Below are 16,650 nucleotides of genomic sequence, written 5' to 3'. Positions count from 1 at the left end.
ACCCGAGGTCCTTGCCGTGAGCGTAGCCCCCGTCCAGAGCGTGAAAGATCAGGTCAGCGCTGCCGAATGGCAAGCCCGTGTTGACCTGGCCGCCTGTTACCGACTGGTCGCCGCCCATGGCTGGGACGATCTGATCTTCACCCACATCTCGGCCAAGGTGCCGGGCACCGAAGATTTCCTGATCAATCCCTACGGCATGATGTTTCACGAAATCACCGCCTCGAGCCTGGTCAAGGTCGATCAGGCCGGCAACAAACTGATGGACAGTCCCTACGAGATCAACCCGGCCGGCTACACCATCCACAGCGCGGTGCACGAAGTGCGGCATGACGTGGTCTGTGTGCTGCATACCCACACGGCCGCCGGCGTGGCGGTGTCCGCGCAGAAGCAGGGCGTGCTTCCCATCAGTCAGCAGGCGCTGTTTGTCCTGTCCAGCCTGGCCTACCACGCCTACGAGGGGGTGGCGCTGAACCACGAGGAAAAGGTCCGGCTGCAGGCCGACCTCGGTGACCGCAATTTCCTCATGCTGCACAACCATGGCCTGTTGACCTGCGGCGCCAGCATCGCCGACACCTTTCTGATGATGTTCACCTTCCAGCGTGCCTGCGACATCCAGGTCCTGGCACAGAATGGCGGGGCCGAACTGATTGCCATCGAGCCGCAGATTCTCGCTGGCGCCAAGGCCATGCTGGCCGGGGTGACCCGCAGTTCGCAAGGCATGGGAGGCGCGCTGGCCTGGCCGGCGTTGCTACGCAAGCTGGATAAACAAGACCCGGGGTACAGACTCTAATGGATCTCACCGAGATACCGCTGCGTGTCTGGCGCAAGCGTAGCCAGAGCCTGGTCTTCCGTGGTCAGACCATTCGCTATTGGGTGGCCGGGCAGGGCGAACCCTTGCTGCTGATCCATGGTTTTCCCACAGCCAGTTGGGATTGGCACTACCTGTGGCAGCCCCTGACCCAGCGCTATCGGGTGATTGCCTGCGACATGCTCGGCTTTGGCGATTCGGCCAAACCCCAGGACCATGATTACTGCCTGCTGGAACAGGCCGACTTGCAACAGGCCTTGCTCGCGCACCTGGGTGTGGATCAGGGCGTGCACCTGCTGGCCCACGACTATGGAGACAGCGTCGCGCAAGAGTTGCTGGCCCGGCACGTCGAAGCGCGCGCCGAGATTGCCAGTTGCGTATTCCTCAACGGCGGCCTGTTTCCCGAAACCCATCGGCCGGTGTTGATGCAAAAGCTGCTGCTCAGCCCCATCGGCTGGATGATCGGCCGTGCGTTCACCCGTGATGCGCTGGTCAAGAGTTTCCGGCAGATCTTCGGTCCGCAGACTCGTCCCAGCGAAAGTGAGCTGGATGATTTCTGGAGCCTGATCGACAGCAACCGCGGGACGCGGGTGCTGCACAAGTTGATCAATTACGTGCCGCAACGCCGCGCCCAGCGTGAGCGCTGGCTCAGCGCCATGCAATCGTCCAGCGTGCCCATGCGCGTGATCGACGGCGAAGCCGACCCGGTTTCCGGCAGCCACATGGTCGAGCGTTACCGGCAGCTGATTACCAAGCCCGACAGCGTGCTGCTGCCCGGCATTGGCCACTACCCGCAAATCGAAGCACCGGCGCAGGTACTCCGGCATTACCTGGCGTTTCGCGAGCAACTGGACTCACCGTCGTTGAAAATCGCCTGTTCCTGAGCTGATCTCCTGTGCCGGCGTTGTCGCGTCCGGCAATCATCCCCCTACCTTATTGCCCACCATTCAGCCGCCGCCCAGTTGATTGTCGGCCCCGGTCCGCTGCCCGACACTGAAGCCACTGTCCTTGGCCTGCTGGAGTTGGGTAATGAATGAGTCTGTGCGCTTCGAAGATAAAGTCGTGATCGTTACCGGTGCCGGCGGTGGTCTGGGACGGGCCCATGCCTTGTTGTTCGCCAAACAGGGCGCCAAGGTGCTGGTCAACGACCTCGGCGGTTCGACCCAGGGCGAAGGCGCCAATGCCTCGGCGGCTGATCGCGTCGTGGCCGAGATCCGTGAAGCAGGCGGCACTGCGGTGGCCAACCATGACTCGGTGACCGACGGCGAGAAAATCGTCCAGCACGCCCTCGACGCCTTTGGCCGTATCGACGTGGTGGTCAACAACGCCGGGATCCTGCGGGACAAGACCTTCCACAAAATGGACGACAGCGACTGGGACCTGGTTTACCGGGTCCATGTCGAAGGTGCCTACAAAGTCACCCGCGCCGCCTGGCCGCACATGCGCGAGCAGAACTACGGGCGAGTGATCTTCACCGCATCCACTTCGGGCATCTACGGCAACTTCGGCCAGTCCAACTACGGCATGGCCAAACTCGGTCTGTACGGCCTGACCCGCACCCTGGCCCTCGAAGGCCGCAAGAACAACATCCTGGTCAACGCCATCGCCCCCACCGGCGGCACGCGCATGACCGAAGGCCTGATCCCGCCACAAGTCTTCGAGCAACTGAAACCGGAACTGGTCAGCCCGCTGGTGGTGTACCTGGCCAGCGAAAACTGCCAGGAAACCTCGGGCCTGTTCGAAGTCGGCGGCGGCTGGATGGGCAAAGTGCGCTGGGAGCGAAGCCTCGGCGCCGGCTTCGATCCGCGCGAAGGCTTCTCCCCGGAAGACGTCGCCGCCCACTGGCAACAGATCTGCGACTTCGAAGGCGCGGCGCATCCGAAGGACAACATCGAAGCGTTGAAAGAGATGATGGGTAATTTGCAGAAGTATGCGTTGTAGCTGGGAAACTGGATCGAGCGCAAGGGAGGGGCTTGCGCTCGATGTTGTCTGGAGTCGTTCATTCGGCGCTCAAGCGGTCTTCGCGAATACTGAAAGTCAACCCACGTACTTGCTCACCAGCGCCTGTAACCGCGCCGCGGTCTGCGCATCCATTACCCCATCATAGTGCTCCGGGCGAAAGTGCAGTTGGAAGGCTCGCACCAGTTGCCGATAGCCCGCCTCGGACGTCGCCCCGGACGTGTCGTAGCCATATTCCTTGAACTGCTTGAGCAGGGTTGCACGATCCGGCAGGCCGACTTGCTGGTATTGAGCCAGGCAGCTGTCACGGCAATCATCGTCGAACCAGGCGCCGATGCCCTTGAGGTACAGCGCGTGCCAGGGGAAGGCGGCGCCCGGGTCGCTTTTGCGGCCGATGGAAATGTCCGAATGCCCAAGCACATTGCATGGACCGATGTCCGGGTAGCGCTGGAGGATGTCGGTTGCCAGTTGCTCGATGGCGGCGATTTGTTGCGGGTGATAGGGCGGGAATTGGAACAGGCCCTGGTTGTCGCTTGCCTGATTGACCACCTCGATACCGATGGCCGTGTCGTTGAGGTTGCTGCGGCCTGCCCAGTGGCTGACGCCGGCCTGCCCAGTGGCTGACGCCGGCATGCCAGGCGCGCTGGTGTTCTTCGAGCAGGCAGAAAATCTGCTGATCGGAGTAACCGGCTTTGAGGTAAGTGCTGTCGCTGATATCGGGGATCAGATAATGCGCACTGACATTGGGGCCCGTCAGGGCGCTGAGCGAACTGGAAAAGTTGCCCGCGGTGTAATGAATGATCAAACAACGGTCGCGGTTGTTGAACGCCTGGGCGCGATAATTTCGGTTGATAGCAAACATGATGTGCATGCCTCTTCGTTAGTCGGGAGTTGGTGCTGAATCACCAACTAACGGCAAGGTAGCAGTGTCGATACGCGTGATGAGTGGTGGCTTTCTTGATGTTTTGTAGGACAGCGCCAGTGCGCTGCGCCATACATTTTTTCCCATAAAAAAGGCCGCTGCACAGGCAGCGGCCAAAGTAAGACGTTGGATCAAGGAGCTACAAATCAACGTCAGTGAACAGCGGGAGACGAGTTGAACAATCGGCGTTCAACCCATCGAAATCGGCTGGCGAGGCAACTTGCCGCGACCACGAACAGAGAATAAGTCCTTCTTGCCAAAGGAAAAATAGCGATTCGCGACATGCACTGTTACGTCATCGGCAACAGTCGGGCGGATCATCGCTTTGATTGATGCCCCTTCATCCAGCCCATCCATGCCCGGCGCAAAGCCCCGCCAGCTGCGGCCATTCACTCTTTGGAGCGACACCGCGAATACCTCCTTGGTGCGCTTATCGACCCTGATGGGCGGCAGTAGGGTGGGGCCTTCAGTCACTCACCGGGGAAGACGCATGACAAAAACAACAATGCGCGCCATCTTCACGCCGCACGCGCTCGCCGCGGCGGTGGCCTTGGGCTGCTGTGCCCAGGCGCAGGCGGTCGATTTCAATCTGGGGGAAATCGAGGGCACGTTCGATTCCTCGCTGTCGATCGGCGCGAGCTGGGGCATGCGCGATGCCGACGATGCACTGGTGGGCACGGTCAATGGCGGTTCCGGGCAGTCGTCGACCGGTGACGATGGCCGGCTGAACTTCAGCAAGGGCGAAACCTTCTCGAAGATCTTCAAGGGCATTCATGACCTGCAACTGAAGTACGGCGACAGCGGTGTGTTTGTCCGCGGTAAATACTGGTACGACTTCGAACTCAAGGACGAGAGCCGGCCGTTCAAGGACATCAGCGACCACAACCGCAAGGAAGGTGCGAAATCTTCCGGTGGACAGATCCTCGACGCCTTCGTCTATCACAACTACTCCATTGCCGACCTGCCAGGCACCGTACGCGCCGGCAAGCAAGTGGTCAGCTGGGGCGAAAGTACCTTCATCGGCAACTCGATCAACAGCATCAACCCGATCGACGTCTCCGCGTTTCGCCGTCCAGGTGCCGAAATCAAGGAAGGCCTGATTCCGGTCAACATGCTGTTCGCCACCCAGAGCCTGACCGACCGCCTGACCGTCGAGGGCTTCTATCAACTGGAGTGGGACCAGACGGTTGTGGATAACTGCGGGACTTTCTTCGGCAACGACGTGGTCGCCGACGGCTGCGTCAACAACTACACGGTGGCCAGCCCGGCGATCCGGCCACTGCAGCCGATTGCCGCAGCCTTTGGCCAGGGCTTCGAAGTGACCTCCGAAGGTGTGGTAGTGCCCCGTGGTGGCGATCGCGATGCGCGGGATTCCGGGCAGTGGGGCACAGCCCTGCGCTGGCTCGGCGATGACACCGAGTACGGCCTGTATTTCATGAATTATCACAGCCGCACGCCCACGGTAGGCACGGTCACCGCCGGGCTGTCGACGCTCTCGGCGTTGCCTGGCATCGTCGGCACGGCCAACGCAATCGCACCGGGCACCGGCTCGGCCCTGGCCCAGAGCGTGATGCTCGGTCGCGGCCAGTACTACCTCGATTACCCGGAAGACATTCGCCTGTACGGCGCCAGCTTCTCCACCACCTTGCCCACCGGCACCGCCTGGACTGGCGAGATCAGCTACCGGCCCAACGCTCCGGTGCAAGTCAGCACCAATGACCTGACCCTGGCCCTGCTCAACCCGATCGCCGGCGGCGCCTTGTCGCCGATCAGCACCACGCCGGGCGCGGACAACAAGGGTTATCGGCGCAAGGAAGTGACCCAGGTGCAGAGCACCCTGACGCACTTTTTCGACCAGGTCATGGGTGCCCAGCGCCTGACCCTGGTGGGCGAGGCGGGGGTGGTGCGGGTCGGCGGCCTGGAGTCGCGCAGCAAACTGCGTTATGGGCGTGACTCGGTCTACGGCCAGTACGGTTTTGCCGGCGATACCGGCGGCTTCGTCACCTCCACCTCCTGGGGCTACCGCGCGCGGGCGATCCTCGATTACGCCAACGTGATTGGCGGGATCAATCTCAAGCCCAACCTGTCCTGGTCCCACGACGTCGCTGGTTACGGCCCCAACGGTTTGTTCAACGAAGGCGCCAAGGCGGTCAGCGTCGGTGTCGATGCCGACTACCGCAACACCTACACCGCGAGCCTCAGCTACACCGACTTTTTCGGTGGCGACTACAACACCCTTGAAGACCGCGATTTCCTGGCCCTGAGCTTCGGCGTGAACTTCTGATCTGGCTGAAAAGGATGACCTTATGCGCAAGATGATTCTGCAATGCGGTGCCCTGGCCTTGACCCTGCTGGCGGCCAACGTGATGGCGGCAGTGTCGCCGGAAGAAGCCAACAAGCTCGGCACCAGCCTGACCCCGCTGGGTGCGGAAAAGGCCGGCAACGCCGATGGCTCGATTCCGGCCTGGACCGGTGGCCTGCCGAAAAATGCCGGTGCGGTGGACAGCAAGGGCTTCCTCGCCGATCCGTTCGCCAGCGAGAAGCCGCTGTTCACCATCACCGCGGCCAACGTCAGCCAATACAAGGACAAGCTCTCCGAAGGCCAGGTGGCAATGTTCAAGCGCTACCCCGAGACCTACAAAATCCCGGTCTATCCCACCCACCGCAGCGTCGCCGTGCCGCCGGAAATCTACGAGTCGGCCAAGCGCAGCGCGCTGAACGTGACCAGCATCAACGACGGTAACGGCCTGGCCAACTTCACCGGCAATCGCTACTACGCCTTCCCGATTCCGAAGAACGGCGTCGAGGTGTTGTGGAACCACATCACCCGTTATCACGGTGGCAACCTCAAGCGCATCATCACCCAGGTGACCCCGCAGACCAACGGCGCCTACACGCCGATCCGCTTCGAAGAAGAAATCGCCGTACCGCAGTTGATCAAGGACCTGGATCCGGACAAAGCCGCCAACGTGCTGACCTTCTTCAAGCAGTCGGTGACCGCTCCGGCTCGGCTGGCCGGTAACGTGCTGCTGGTCCATGAAACCCTCGACCAGGTCAAGGAACCGCGCCTGGCCTGGATCTACAACGCCGGCCAGCGCCGGGTGCGCCGTGCGCCGCAAGTGGCCTACGACGGGCCGGGTACCGCGGCCGACGGCCTGCGTACCTCGGACAACTTCGACATGTTTTCCGGTGCACCGGATCGCTATGACTGGAAGCTGATCGGCAAGAAGGAAATGTACATCCCGTACAACAGCTACAAGCTCGATTCGCCGAGCCTGAAGTACGACGATGTGGTCAAGGCCGGGCACATCAACCAGGACCTGACCCGCTATGAGCTGCACCGGGTCTGGGAAGTGGTGGGAACGGTCAAGCCGAGCGAACGGCACATCTACGCCAAGCGCCACATGTACATCGATGAAGACAGCTGGCAAGTGGCGCTGGCCGATCACTACGACGGGCGCGGGCAACTGTGGCGCGTCGCCGAAGGGCACTCGCAGTACTACTACGACCACCAGACCCAGGCCTACACCCTCGAAGCGCTGTACGACATCATCGCCGGCCGCTACATCGCCCTGGGGATGAAAAACGAAGAGAAGCACAGCTTCATCTTTGGTTTCGAGGCCAGGGCTGCGGACTACACTCCGGCAGCGCTGCGGGCGGAGGGGGTTCGCTGAACCCAACTCCAGGCGCAGATGATCATGCAGGAGATGTGAACTGCTGAACTGTGGGAGCTAGCCTGCTAGCGATTGGCCTGCCGATTCAAAGAAGATATTAAATGGGCCGCCGCCATCGCTAGCAGGCTAGCTCCTACAGTTCGTTGAGCGCGTCAGCTTCATAGTTTTTTGTATGGCCCAGTTCCCACAAGGCAGTCAGGACAAATGGCGACCCAGCGGTCGCCATTTTTTATGGCACTCGATCAGCCTGCTGAATCTTTCTCAACAAGGCCACGGCAGAGGACTAGGGTGGCTGCACAATTATAAAAAGGCCCGTTGCAATGACTGCCATGACGCTGTGTCTGGATCGCCCGGGAGCGGTGCCGCGTTTGTCGGCCCTGCATGTCAATCGCGCGCGCCTGGCGCAGCCGTTGCTGAGCTCGCCGGCGCGGGTGAAATTGCTCTGTGCGCCGGCGGGCAGCGGCAAAAGCGCGCTGTTCGCCGAATGCCTGGCGCAAGCGCCGGCAGGCTGCACGGTGCATTGGCTGGCGCTGCATGGGGTGGCGCAAAGCCCGGCTCAACTGTGTCATGCCCTGGCCCGGACGCTGGGGCTGGAGGCGCAGGACGAGTCGCAGCTGCTGGCCGGCCTGGCGCAGTTGGCGACCCCGGCCTGGCTGTTTATCGACGATTATTGCCGTGCTCCTGCGCCCGAGCTGGATGCCTTGCTCGATCGCCTGTTGAACGCCAGCAGCCCGGCGCTGACCTGGTGGCTGTCCGGCCGGCGGCGACCGCACTGCAATTGGCCACGCCTGTTGCTCGACGACGATCTGCACGAAGCGGTGACGAGCGAACTGGCCTTCAACCGGGGCGAGATCCAGCAGTTGATCGCGCAACTGCCCCATCAACTGTGTGCCAACGCCTGCGAGCGGATTTATCAGCGCAGCGCAGGTTGGTGCGCGTGCGTCAGGGTGGCCGTGCAGGACAGCAATGGGCGCAGCTGCGACGAACTGAAGAGTGGTCGCTCGGCGATCCTGCTCGACTACCTGCATCACGAACTGTTCAGCGGCCTGTCGCCGGAACTGGCACAGGCCTGGCGTGTTCTGGCGCACTTGCCTCGCTTCAACCTGGGCCTGTGCGAGCATCTGTTCGGCGCGGGCGAGGGCGGGCAATGGTTGCGCGCCCTGCAGGAGCAGGGGTGTTTCATCGAACCCTGGGGCAGCTCCGATGACTGGCTGCAAGTGTTCCCGCCCGTGGCGCAACTGGTTCGCGACGATGGCTGGGACGCTGGTCGTTCCTGGCATCGGCAGGCCTGCCAGTGGTTCGTCGCGCAGCAGGATTGGCAGGCCGCGTTCGACCAGGCATTGCAGGCCGAAGCGTTCGAGATGGCGATCAGTCTGCTGCAGCATTTCGGTTTCGAGCAGTTGTTCCAGCAGCGCAACGCCGTCCTGCTGTTGCGTTTGTATGAGCAGCAGGGTGCTGACCTGTTGCTGTGCAGCGCCCACCTGATCGGCCTGGTCACCGCCGCCTTGTTGTTCGCCGGACGCTTTGAAGAGGCGGCAACGTGCATCGAGCACATGGCCCGGTTTGCCCCGCAACCCACGGCGGATAGCCAGCGCGAACTGGTCGCCCGCTGGCAGGCGCAACAGGGCTGGCTGCTGCACCTGCAAGGGCGGATGGCGCCGGCGCGCGAGCACTTCGTCGAGGCGCTGCAAGCGTTGCCAGTCCAGGCCTGGGCCGCCCGCTTGCTGTGCCTGTCGGGGCTGACCCAACAAGCCCTGCTGCGCGGCGAGCTCGACGTAGCCCAGGGCTTGAACCGCGACGCGTTGTGCCTCGCGCGGGCCCAGGGGGCGTTGTTGTTCGAAGGCCTGCTGGAGCTCGATCACGCGCAAATTCTCGAGCAGCGTGGCGCGCCTCATCGGGCGCAAAATCTGCTGGAGGGAATCCAGCAGTTGCTGTCCCAACAGGCCCGTTCAGCCACACCTTTGCTGGGGCGGATCGCCCTGCGCCGCGGTCGACTGGCCTTGACTCTGGGCCGGGACGAGGAAGCCAGCGAGTTCTTCGAGACCGGGCTGCAGGCGTGTCTGCGCAGTCATGACAAGCGCGTGCTGTACGGTTACCTGGGGCTGGCGCAGATCGCGGCCAACCGCGACGATTTCGCCCAGGCCTTTGTCTACCTGCGTGACGCCGAGCGCATGATGCAGCGCCGGCAGATTCCCGACACGGTGTACCGTGGGGTCCTGCTACAAGTCAGCAGCGACTTCTGGCTGCGGCAAGGGCGAGCGGAGTTGGCCCACGAGGCGCTGACCCGCGTGCTGCGGCATTTCCATGGGCCACAGGCTCGACAGGCGCCGCCGGCGACCCTCGAACTGATCCCGCGTCTGCGCTACCTGCTGGTGCTGGCCGAGGTTCAGCTCAAGCAGGCGACGCAGCCCCTGGCCCAGCTTCAGGCGCAGCTGCACGAAGCGCGGCAATCGGCAATGCTCGGGCTGGAGGTGGAGTTGCTGCTCATCATCGCGCAGGTGACATGGCGCCTGGAACGTCCACTTGAGGCACGGCAAGCGTTGCAGGAGGCCCGGCAACTGGCCGAACGCTGTCATCTGCAGCAACCGCTGATCGCCTTGCAGCGGCAATTGCCGACGTTGTTTGCGGTGGTGGAGCAGGCGCCAGCGCCAGGTCGCGGAGACAACCCCCTGAGCCAGCGCGAGATGGCGGTGCTGCAACTGATCGCCCAGGGCAACTCCAACCTGCAGATCGCCGAGCGCCTGTTCATTTCCCTGCATACGGTCAAGACCCACGCCCGGCGCATCAACGGCAAGTTGGCGGTCGAGCGCAGGACCCAGGCCGTGGCCAAGGCCAAGGCGCTGGGGTTCTTTGCCTGAGATCAGCCCTGGCTGGCGATGCCGTCGTGGCCCATGCGCCAGCTTACTGCCCGGGCCGCCGCCAGCAGGCGCCGGGCTGCCGGGCCATTTTCGTCGGCGTGAAACAGCGAGGCCGGGCCGACGATGGTCAGCACCGCGGCGATCTGGCCGACGGCGTTGAACACTGGCGCCGAGAGTGCATCCACACCGGGCATCAGCAGGCCGTGCACATGATGCAGGCCGCGCTCGCGGATCTGTTCGCACAGGCTCGCGTAGGCCGATTCACTGGCCAGGGGATGGGGCGCTGAAGCCGCGACTTCCTGTTCCCGCAGTTCGTCGGTTTCGCGGTGCGGCAAGTAGGCGCCGAACACCAGCCCGGTGGATGAGCTGAGCAGCGGCAGCACCGAGCCCAACTGAGTGACCACCGTCACGGCGCGCACCGCCGGTTCGATGTGCACCACGGTAGCGCCCTGGTTGCCCCAGACCGCAAGGAAGCAGGTTTCATTCAGTTCGTCGCGCAACTCCGAGAGGGGCAGGGTGGCGACTTTCAGCACGTCCATACTGTTCAGCGCCGCCAGGCCCACGCGCAGCGCCTCGCGACCGAGGCCATAGTGGTTGGTCGCCGCGTTCTGTTCGGCAAAGCCGCTGGCAATCAGCGCCTGCAGGTAGCGGTGGACCTTGCTCGCGGGCATCTGCACATGCTCGGCCAGGCGCGACAGCGAGGTCGAGGGCGACAGTTCGGCCAGCGCCTTGAGGATGTCGGTGCCGACCTCGGCCGAGCGGACTTTCTGTTTGCCGGTGCTGTCGGCGGTAGGGCGCGGCTTTTCCATGGTTCGGTCATGTCTGCAGATGAATGGGCGTCTTTATAGCTTGACGGTCAATACCAATCAAATTACGTTATGCGTAATTGAATTACGACAAAAATAACCGGGACGTGCCGAAACCCTGATCAATGGGCGCGAAGGCCACGGCCCTCTCCCTGTTCAGGAGGCTCCATGAACCCCGATTCAACGACGCCAGCGCTGGCCTATCAGTCAGGCTTCGGCAATGAATTCAGCAGCGAGGCCTTGCCCGGTGCACTGCCGGTCGGCCAGAACTCGCCGCAGAAAGCCCCGTACGGCCTGTACACCGAGCTGTTCTCCGGCACCGCCTTTACCATGGTCCGCAGCGAAGCGCGGCGCACCTGGATGTACCGCATCCAGCCGTCGGCCAATCACCCGGCGTTCGTCAAGCTTGAGCGGCAGTTGGCCGGTGGTCCGCTGGGCGAAGTCACGCCCAATCGCCTGCGCTGGAACCCGTTGGATATCCCTGCCGAGCCGACCGATTTCATCGATGGCCTGGTGAGCATGGCGGCCAATTCGGGTTCGGAGAAACCGTCCGGGATCAGCATTTATCACTACGCCGCCAACCGCTCCATGGAGCGGGTGTTCTTCAACGCCGATGGCGAGTGGCTGCTGGTGCCGCAACTGGGGCGCCTGCGGATCGCCACTGAACTGGGGGTGCTGGAGCTGGAGCCGCTGGAAATCGCCGTGCTGCCCCGAGGCTTGAAATTCCGCATCGAACTGCTCGACCCGCAGGCCCGTGGCTACCTTGCGGAAAACCACGGCGCGCCCCTGCGCCTGCCGGACCTGGGACCGATTGGCAGCAACGGCCTGGCCAATCCACGGGACTTCCTGACGCCAGTCGCGCACTACGAAAACCTGCAGCAACCGACCACCCTGGTACAGAAGTTCCTCGGTGAGTTGTGGGCCTGCGAGCTGGACCATTCGCCGCTGAACGTGGTCGCCTGGCACGGCAACAACGTGCCGTACAAATATGACCTGCGCCGCTTCAACACCATCGGCACCGTCAGCTTCGATCACCCGGATCCATCGATCTTCACCGTGCTGACCTCGCCGACCAGCGTACATGGCCTGGCCAACCTCGACTTCGTGATCTTCCCACCGCGCTGGATGGTGGCCGAGAACACCTTCCGTCCACCGTGGTTCCACCGCAACCTGATGAATGAATTCATGGGCCTGATCCGTGGCGAATACGACGCCAAGGCCGAAGGCTTCCTGCCCGGCGGCGCCTCGCTGCACAGTTGCATGAGCGCCCATGGCCCGGATGGCGAGACCTGCACCAAGGCGATCAATGCCGAGCTGGCGCCGCACAAGATCGATAACACCATGGCCTTCATGTTCGAGACCAGCCAGGTGTTGCGCCCGACGCGGTTCGCCCTGGACTGCCCTCAGTTGCAAAAAACCTATGACGCTTGCTGGGCATCGCTGCCCGCCACTTTCAACCCGAATCGGAGATAACCCATGACCCAGATCACCCCCACTCGTAGCTGGGTTGCCTCCGCCAACGGCCACGCCGATTTCCCTCTGCAGAACCTGCCGCTGGGCGTGTTCAGCACCCAGGGTTCGGCGCCGCGCAGCGGCGTGGCGATTGGCGAGCACATCTTTGATCTCGAGGCGGCGCTGGCGGCCGGCCTGTTTGAAGGCGCGGCACGCACTGCGGTGGAAGCCACCCGTGGCGGCCAGCTGAATGCCTTCTTCGAACTCGGCCGCGGTGCCCGCGTGGCCCTGCGCGAGCGCCTGCTGGAACTGTTGGCCGAAGGCAGCAGCCTGCACGGCAAGCTCGAAGCCCTGGGCGCGAAACTGCTGCCGCTGGCTGCCGATTGCCAGATGCACCTGCCGGCCCGCATCAACGACTACACCGACTTCTACGTCGGCATCGAGCACGCGCAGAACGTCGGCAAACTGTTCCGTCCGGACAACCCGCTGTTGCCGAACTACAAATATGTACCGATCGGCTACCACGGCCGCGCCTCGACCATTCGCCCGTCGGGCACCGACGTGCGTCGCCCGAAAGGCCAGACCCTGCCGGCCGGCCAGACCGAGCCAAGCTTCGGCCCCTGCGCACGCCTGGACTACGAACTGGAACTGGGCATCTGGATCGGCCAGGGCAATGCCATGGGCGATTCGATCGCCATCGGCGACGCGGCCGAGCACATTGCCGGCTATTGCCTGCTCAACGACTGGTCGGCGCGTGACATTCAGGCCTGGGAATACCAGCCGCTGGGGCCGTTCCTGTCGAAAAGCTTCATCACCAGCATTTCGCCCTGGGTCGTTACCGCCGAAGCCCTGGAGCCGTTCCGCCGTGCCCAACCGCCGCGTCCAGAAGGTGATCCGCAGCCACTGCCGTACCTGCTGGACACGCGTGACCAGGCCGCCGGCGCCTTCGACATCGAGCTGGAAGTGCTGCTGCTCACCGAAACCATGCGCGAGCAGAACCTGCCGGCCCACCGCCTGACTCTGAGCAACACCCAACACATGTACTGGACCGTGGCGCAGATGGTCGCGCACCACAGCGTCAACGGCTGCCAGTTGCAGGCCGGCGACCTGTTCGGTTCGGGCACCTTGTCCGGCCCAGAGAGCGGTCAGTTCGGCAGCCTGCTGGAAATCACCGAAGGCGGGAAAAAGCCGATCGAACTGGCGTCCGGTGAAGTGCGCAAGTTCCTTGAAGATGGCGATGAAATCATCCTGCGCGCCCGTTGCAGCCGCGAGGGGTTCGCCTCCATCGGCTTCGGCGAATGCCGTGGCAAGATCCTGCCGGCACGCTAAGGGGGCAGGGGCATGGAACTCTTTACCTACTACCGCTCGACCTCGTCGTTTCGGGTGCGGATTGCCCTGGCACTCAAGGGCCTGGAGTACCAGGCACTGCCAGTCAATCTGATTGCTCCGGCCGGCGGCGAACACCGTCAGCCGGCGTACCTGCAGATCAATCCACAAGGCCGGGTGCCGGCCCTGCGCACCGACGACGGCGAGTTGCTGATTCAGTCGCCGGCGATCATCGAGTACCTGGAAGAACGTTATCCACAGGTGCCGCTGCTCGCCGAGGACCTCGCCCAGCGTGCCCATGAACGGGCCGTGGCGGCGTTGATCGGCTGCGACATTCATCCGCTGCACAACGTCAGCGTGCTCAACCAATTGCGCCAGCTGGGTCATGACGAAGTCCAGGTGGTGCAGTGGATCGGGCACTGGATCAGCCAGGGGCTGGCGGCGGTCGAGCAGTTGATTGGCGAGCAGGGCTACTGCTTCGGCAGCGCGCCCGGGCTGGCGGACGTGTACCTGATCCCGCAGCTGTATGCGGCCGAGCGGTTCAACATCTACCTGCAGGCTTATCCGCGGATTCGTCGGGTGGCGGCGTTGGCGGCGACGCATCCGGCGTTCGTCAAGGCGCATCCGGGCAATCAGCCGGACACGCCGTAAACCTCAGTGGACGATCGAGTTGGGCGGCAGATGGCCCAGGCGTTCGGTCAGGCGAATGCGCTGGATCGGGTCGTCGCTGAGCAGCAGGGCATGCTCCAGGTCGAAGCGTTCGGCATTGGGGCACTCCAGCCGCTGATAAAGGCTGGCGCGGGCGAGATAATCGCTGGCGCTGGCATTGCCCAGTTCGAGGACCCGTTCAGCATCGATCAGGGCGCCCATGCAGTCGTCGTTGGCCAGGTGCAACTGGCGCAGGTTGCGTGACAGGCGCTGGAGTATCTGCACGGGCTCGCTGCTTGACAGGTGCTCGGCACTGAGCTGCATCTGCGCGCCATATTGGCGATGCAGCAACTCACGGCAATCACCGGGATACAGTCGTCGACCGCCGCAGGGATCGAGCAGGTGGTCGGCGCCCGGCACGCGCAGCAGGAAGTGCCCGGGGAAATTCACCCCGAGCATGGGAATCTCCAGCCGCCGAGCCAGCTCCAGGGCAATCAGGCCCAAGGTCAGCGGCTGCCCGCGTCGGCGCTCCAGTACCTTGTTCAGCAGCGCCGCCTGGGGCCGCAGCGGCGACGCATCGTCCTGTTGATAACCCAGGTCGTTGAGGCGGCGCAGCAACGGCTGGCCCAATTCGCTGACCGGCAACATCGGCAGGCCGCTGCTGACCCGCTGCTCGACCTCCTTGAATTGCGCCAGCAGTACCTCTGGCTTGACCTCGGCATCGTGCTCGGCCCCAATCCACAGCGCGGCTTCGAAGAGTGCCGGTGGCGAGCGTTGCAGGCAGGCGAAAAAGGCTTGGCGCGGTTTCATCGAAATCTCCGGTGAATGCCCAATGTTGTCCAGCGAGCGCTTTTGTAGGAGCGAGCCTGCTCGCGAAAAACTTCAGGACACCGCGTTCATTCAGAATGTCAGCGTTATCGTTAACGTTTCTCGTCGGATCGCCGCCCGGACCAAGCTCGCTCCTACAGGTGAATGCCTCGTTTTAGCCCCGCCGCGCACGTTCGTCCAGTGCCGCACGCGGCACCGTTGAAGATATGTCGCAAAGCCTCGGCGCCGGCCTTTGCTTATTCCGGTGCGCTCCAGCAATTTCTGGCCGCACGCCTATACTGGCGACTACTGGAAGTGATTCGGGAGCCTTACGATGTTCGCTCTCATGCAAAGCACTCGCCTTGAATCGCTGCACTTGAGCGTCGACCCGGCCACCGGGTTGAAGGCTGTGATTGCCATTCATTGCAGCCGCCTGGGACCTGCTCTTGGCGGTTGTCGTTACCTTGCCTATCCCGACGATGAAAGCGCCGTGACCGATGCCGTGCGCCTGGCGCAAGGCATGAGCTACAAGGCGGCCTTGGCCGGCTTGCCCCAGGGCGGCGGGGTGGCGGTGATCGTGCGCCCGGCCCATGTCGAAAGTCGCAGTGCATTGTTCGAAGCCTTCGGCCGTTGTGTCGAGCAACTCGACGGTCGCTACATCACGGCGATCGACAGCGGCACTTCGGTGGCCGACATGGACTGCATCGCCCAGCACACCCAGCACGTCACCAGCACCACTGCTTCGGGCGATCCCTCGCCGCATTCGGCCATGGGCGTGTTCACCGGCATCCGCGCCACGGCGATGGCGCGGCTGGGCAGCGACAATCTCGAAGGCTTGCGGGTGGCGATCCAGGGCTTGGGCAACGTCGGCTTTGCCCTGGCCGAGCAGCTGCACGCGGCGGGTGCGGAACTGTTGGTCAGTGATATCGATCCGGGCAAGGTGCAACTGGCGATGGAGCAGTTGGGTGCGCACCCGATTGCCAACGAAGCCCTGCTCAGTACGCCCTGCGACATCCTCGCGCCCTGCGGCCTGGGCGGCGTGCTCAACAGCCACAGCGTGGCGCAATTGCGCTGTGCGGCGGTGGCCGGTTCGGCCAACAACCAACTGACCAGCCTCGGCGTGGCTGACCAATTGGAAGGGCGCGGGATCCTTTATGCCCCCGATTACGTGATCAATTCCGGTGGCCTGATCTACGTGGTGCTCAAGCATCGTGGCGAGGCGTTGTCGACCATCACCGGGCACCTGTCGAAGATCGGCTCGCGCCTGACCGAGGTCTTCGCCCACGCCCAGGCGGAAAAACGCTCCCCGGCGCGGGTGGCCGATGAGCTGGCGGAGCGCTTGCTGTACCGCTGAGCACCGCATCATGAAAAAGGCCCTGATTCGGTGAGC

At 63.3% G+C, this 16,650-nt stretch carries 13 protein-coding genes and 1 pseudogene; 10 read left to right on the top strand and 4 right to left on the bottom strand.

Going from position 1 to position 16,650, the window contains the following annotated elements; all coding sequences use genetic code 11:
- Window positions 1-16 precede the first annotated feature (16 nt).
- The 3 genes from ACZYR5_RS17380 to ACZYR5_RS17370 all read left to right on the top strand — a co-directional run bounded on the left by ACZYR5_RS17380 (window position 17) and on the right by ACZYR5_RS17370 (window position 2,749).
- The gene (locus tag ACZYR5_RS17380; protein ID WP_489090323.1) at window positions 17-790 is read left to right on the top strand and encodes a class II aldolase/adducin family protein; all 774 of its coding nucleotides are present in this window, start codon (window positions 17-19) and stop codon (window positions 788-790) included.
- Window positions 790-1,692 (top strand): alpha/beta fold hydrolase, encoded by a 903-nt coding sequence (locus tag ACZYR5_RS17375; protein WP_489090322.1) that lies wholly within the window; start codon window positions 790-792, stop codon window positions 1,690-1,692. Before ACZYR5_RS17380 ends, ACZYR5_RS17375 begins: the two co-directional genes overlap by 1 nt.
- Window positions 1,693-1,837: 145 nt before the next feature.
- The gene (locus ACZYR5_RS17370; protein WP_027618566.1) at window positions 1,838-2,749 is read left to right on the top strand and encodes an SDR family oxidoreductase; all 912 of its coding nucleotides are present in this window, start codon (window positions 1,838-1,840) and stop codon (window positions 2,747-2,749) included.
- Window positions 2,750-2,845: 96 nt separating this feature from the next.
- Here ACZYR5_RS17370 and ACZYR5_RS17365 read toward each other — a convergent pair.
- Together ACZYR5_RS17365 and ACZYR5_RS17360 are read right to left on the bottom strand one after the other, a co-directional pair.
- A pseudogene (locus tag ACZYR5_RS17365) lies at window positions 2,846-3,629 on the bottom strand (N-acetylmuramoyl-L-alanine amidase).
- Between the two features lie 249 nt (window positions 3,630-3,878).
- Entirely contained in the window at window positions 3,879-4,097 is a 219-nt protein-coding gene (locus ACZYR5_RS17360; RefSeq protein ID WP_489090321.1) for a hypothetical protein, read from the bottom strand.
- A gap of 82 nt (window positions 4,098-4,179) precedes the next feature.
- Between ACZYR5_RS17360 and ACZYR5_RS17355 the strand changes: the two genes are divergently transcribed.
- The 3 genes from ACZYR5_RS17355 to ACZYR5_RS17345 all read left to right on the top strand — a co-directional run bounded on the left by ACZYR5_RS17355 (window position 4,180) and on the right by ACZYR5_RS17345 (window position 10,221).
- The gene (locus tag ACZYR5_RS17355) at window positions 4,180-5,973 is read left to right on the top strand and encodes a DUF1302 domain-containing protein (protein ID WP_489090320.1); all 1,794 of its coding nucleotides are present in this window, start codon (window positions 4,180-4,182) and stop codon (window positions 5,971-5,973) included.
- A gap of 22 nt (window positions 5,974-5,995) precedes the next feature.
- Entirely contained in the window at window positions 5,996-7,363 is a 1,368-nt protein-coding gene (locus tag ACZYR5_RS17350) for a DUF1329 domain-containing protein (protein WP_489090319.1), read from the top strand.
- 320 nt (window positions 7,364-7,683) lie between these two features.
- A complete protein-coding gene (locus ACZYR5_RS17345; protein ID WP_489090318.1) occupies window positions 7,684-10,221 on the top strand; it encodes a LuxR C-terminal-related transcriptional regulator in 2,538 nt (845 codons plus the stop codon).
- Between the two features lie 2 nt (window positions 10,222-10,223).
- Here ACZYR5_RS17345 and ACZYR5_RS17340 read toward each other — a convergent pair whose 3' ends face one another.
- Complete coding sequence (locus tag ACZYR5_RS17340) at window positions 10,224-11,030, bottom strand: IclR family transcriptional regulator (protein ID WP_489090317.1); 807 nt, start codon at window positions 11,028-11,030, stop codon at window positions 10,224-10,226.
- A 165-nt stretch (window positions 11,031-11,195) separates the two neighbouring features.
- Between ACZYR5_RS17340 and hmgA the strand changes: the two genes are divergently transcribed.
- The 3 genes from hmgA to maiA are packed head-to-tail and all read left to right on the top strand — an operon-like array spanning window position 11,196 to window position 14,456.
- Complete coding sequence (gene hmgA, locus ACZYR5_RS17335) at window positions 11,196-12,500, top strand: homogentisate 1,2-dioxygenase (protein ID WP_489090316.1); 1,305 nt, start codon at window positions 11,196-11,198, stop codon at window positions 12,498-12,500.
- A gap of 3 nt (window positions 12,501-12,503) precedes the next feature.
- Window positions 12,504-13,808, top strand: coding sequence for a fumarylacetoacetase (fahA, locus tag ACZYR5_RS17330; RefSeq protein ID WP_489090315.1), 1,305 nt, complete (start codon window positions 12,504-12,506; stop codon window positions 13,806-13,808).
- A gap of 12 nt (window positions 13,809-13,820) precedes the next feature.
- Window positions 13,821-14,456 carry a maleylacetoacetate isomerase gene (gene maiA, locus ACZYR5_RS17325; RefSeq protein ID WP_489090314.1) on the top strand — a complete coding sequence of 212 codons (636 nt, stop codon included), beginning with the start codon at window positions 13,821-13,823 and terminating at the stop codon, window positions 14,454-14,456.
- Between the two features lie 3 nt (window positions 14,457-14,459).
- Here maiA and ACZYR5_RS17320 read toward each other — a convergent pair whose 3' ends face one another.
- Window positions 14,460-15,263, bottom strand: a complete 804-nt coding sequence (locus ACZYR5_RS17320; protein WP_489090313.1) for a SirB1 family protein — start codon at window positions 15,261-15,263, stop codon at window positions 14,460-14,462.
- A 331-nt stretch (window positions 15,264-15,594) separates the two neighbouring features.
- On the opposite strand from ACZYR5_RS17320, the gene ACZYR5_RS17315 reads away from it, so the two are divergent.
- Window positions 15,595-16,614: a Glu/Leu/Phe/Val dehydrogenase family protein gene (locus ACZYR5_RS17315; protein WP_489090312.1), complete on the top strand. Its 1,020-nt coding sequence runs from the start codon at window positions 15,595-15,597 to the stop codon at window positions 16,612-16,614.
- The last annotated feature ends 36 nt before the right edge of the window (window positions 16,615-16,650 follow it).

The organism is Pseudomonas sp. F007, assembly GCF_057814275.1.
This window is presented reverse-complemented; position numbering and strand designations above follow the sequence as displayed.

What these genes read in the sequence shown, in the direction of transcription:
- ACZYR5_RS17375 (WP_489090322.1), top strand. Translation starts at nt 790, where the DNA reads ATGGATCTCACCGAGATACCGCTGCGTGTCTGGCGCAAGCGTAGCCAG.
- ACZYR5_RS17370 (WP_027618566.1), top strand. Translation starts at nt 1,838, where the DNA reads ATGAATGAGTCTGTGCGCTTCGAAGATAAAGTCGTGATCGTTACCGGT.
- ACZYR5_RS17355 (WP_489090320.1), top strand. Translation starts at nt 4,180, where the DNA reads ATGACAAAAACAACAATGCGCGCCATCTTCACGCCGCACGCGCTCGCC.
- ACZYR5_RS17350 (WP_489090319.1), top strand. Translation starts at nt 5,996, where the DNA reads ATGCGCAAGATGATTCTGCAATGCGGTGCCCTGGCCTTGACCCTGCTG.
- ACZYR5_RS17345 (WP_489090318.1), top strand. Translation starts at nt 7,684, where the DNA reads ATGACTGCCATGACGCTGTGTCTGGATCGCCCGGGAGCGGTGCCGCGT.
- ACZYR5_RS17340 (WP_489090317.1), bottom strand. Translation starts at nt 11,030, where the DNA reads ATGGAAAAGCCGCGCCCTACCGCCGACAGCACCGGCAAACAGAAAGTC.
- hmgA (WP_489090316.1), top strand. Translation starts at nt 11,196, where the DNA reads ATGAACCCCGATTCAACGACGCCAGCGCTGGCCTATCAGTCAGGCTTC.
- fahA (WP_489090315.1), top strand. Translation starts at nt 12,504, where the DNA reads ATGACCCAGATCACCCCCACTCGTAGCTGGGTTGCCTCCGCCAACGGC.
- maiA (WP_489090314.1), top strand. Translation starts at nt 13,821, where the DNA reads ATGGAACTCTTTACCTACTACCGCTCGACCTCGTCGTTTCGGGTGCGG.
- ACZYR5_RS17320 (WP_489090313.1), bottom strand. Translation starts at nt 15,263, where the DNA reads ATGAAACCGCGCCAAGCCTTTTTCGCCTGCCTGCAACGCTCGCCACCG.
- ACZYR5_RS17315 (WP_489090312.1), top strand. Translation starts at nt 15,595, where the DNA reads ATGTTCGCTCTCATGCAAAGCACTCGCCTTGAATCGCTGCACTTGAGC.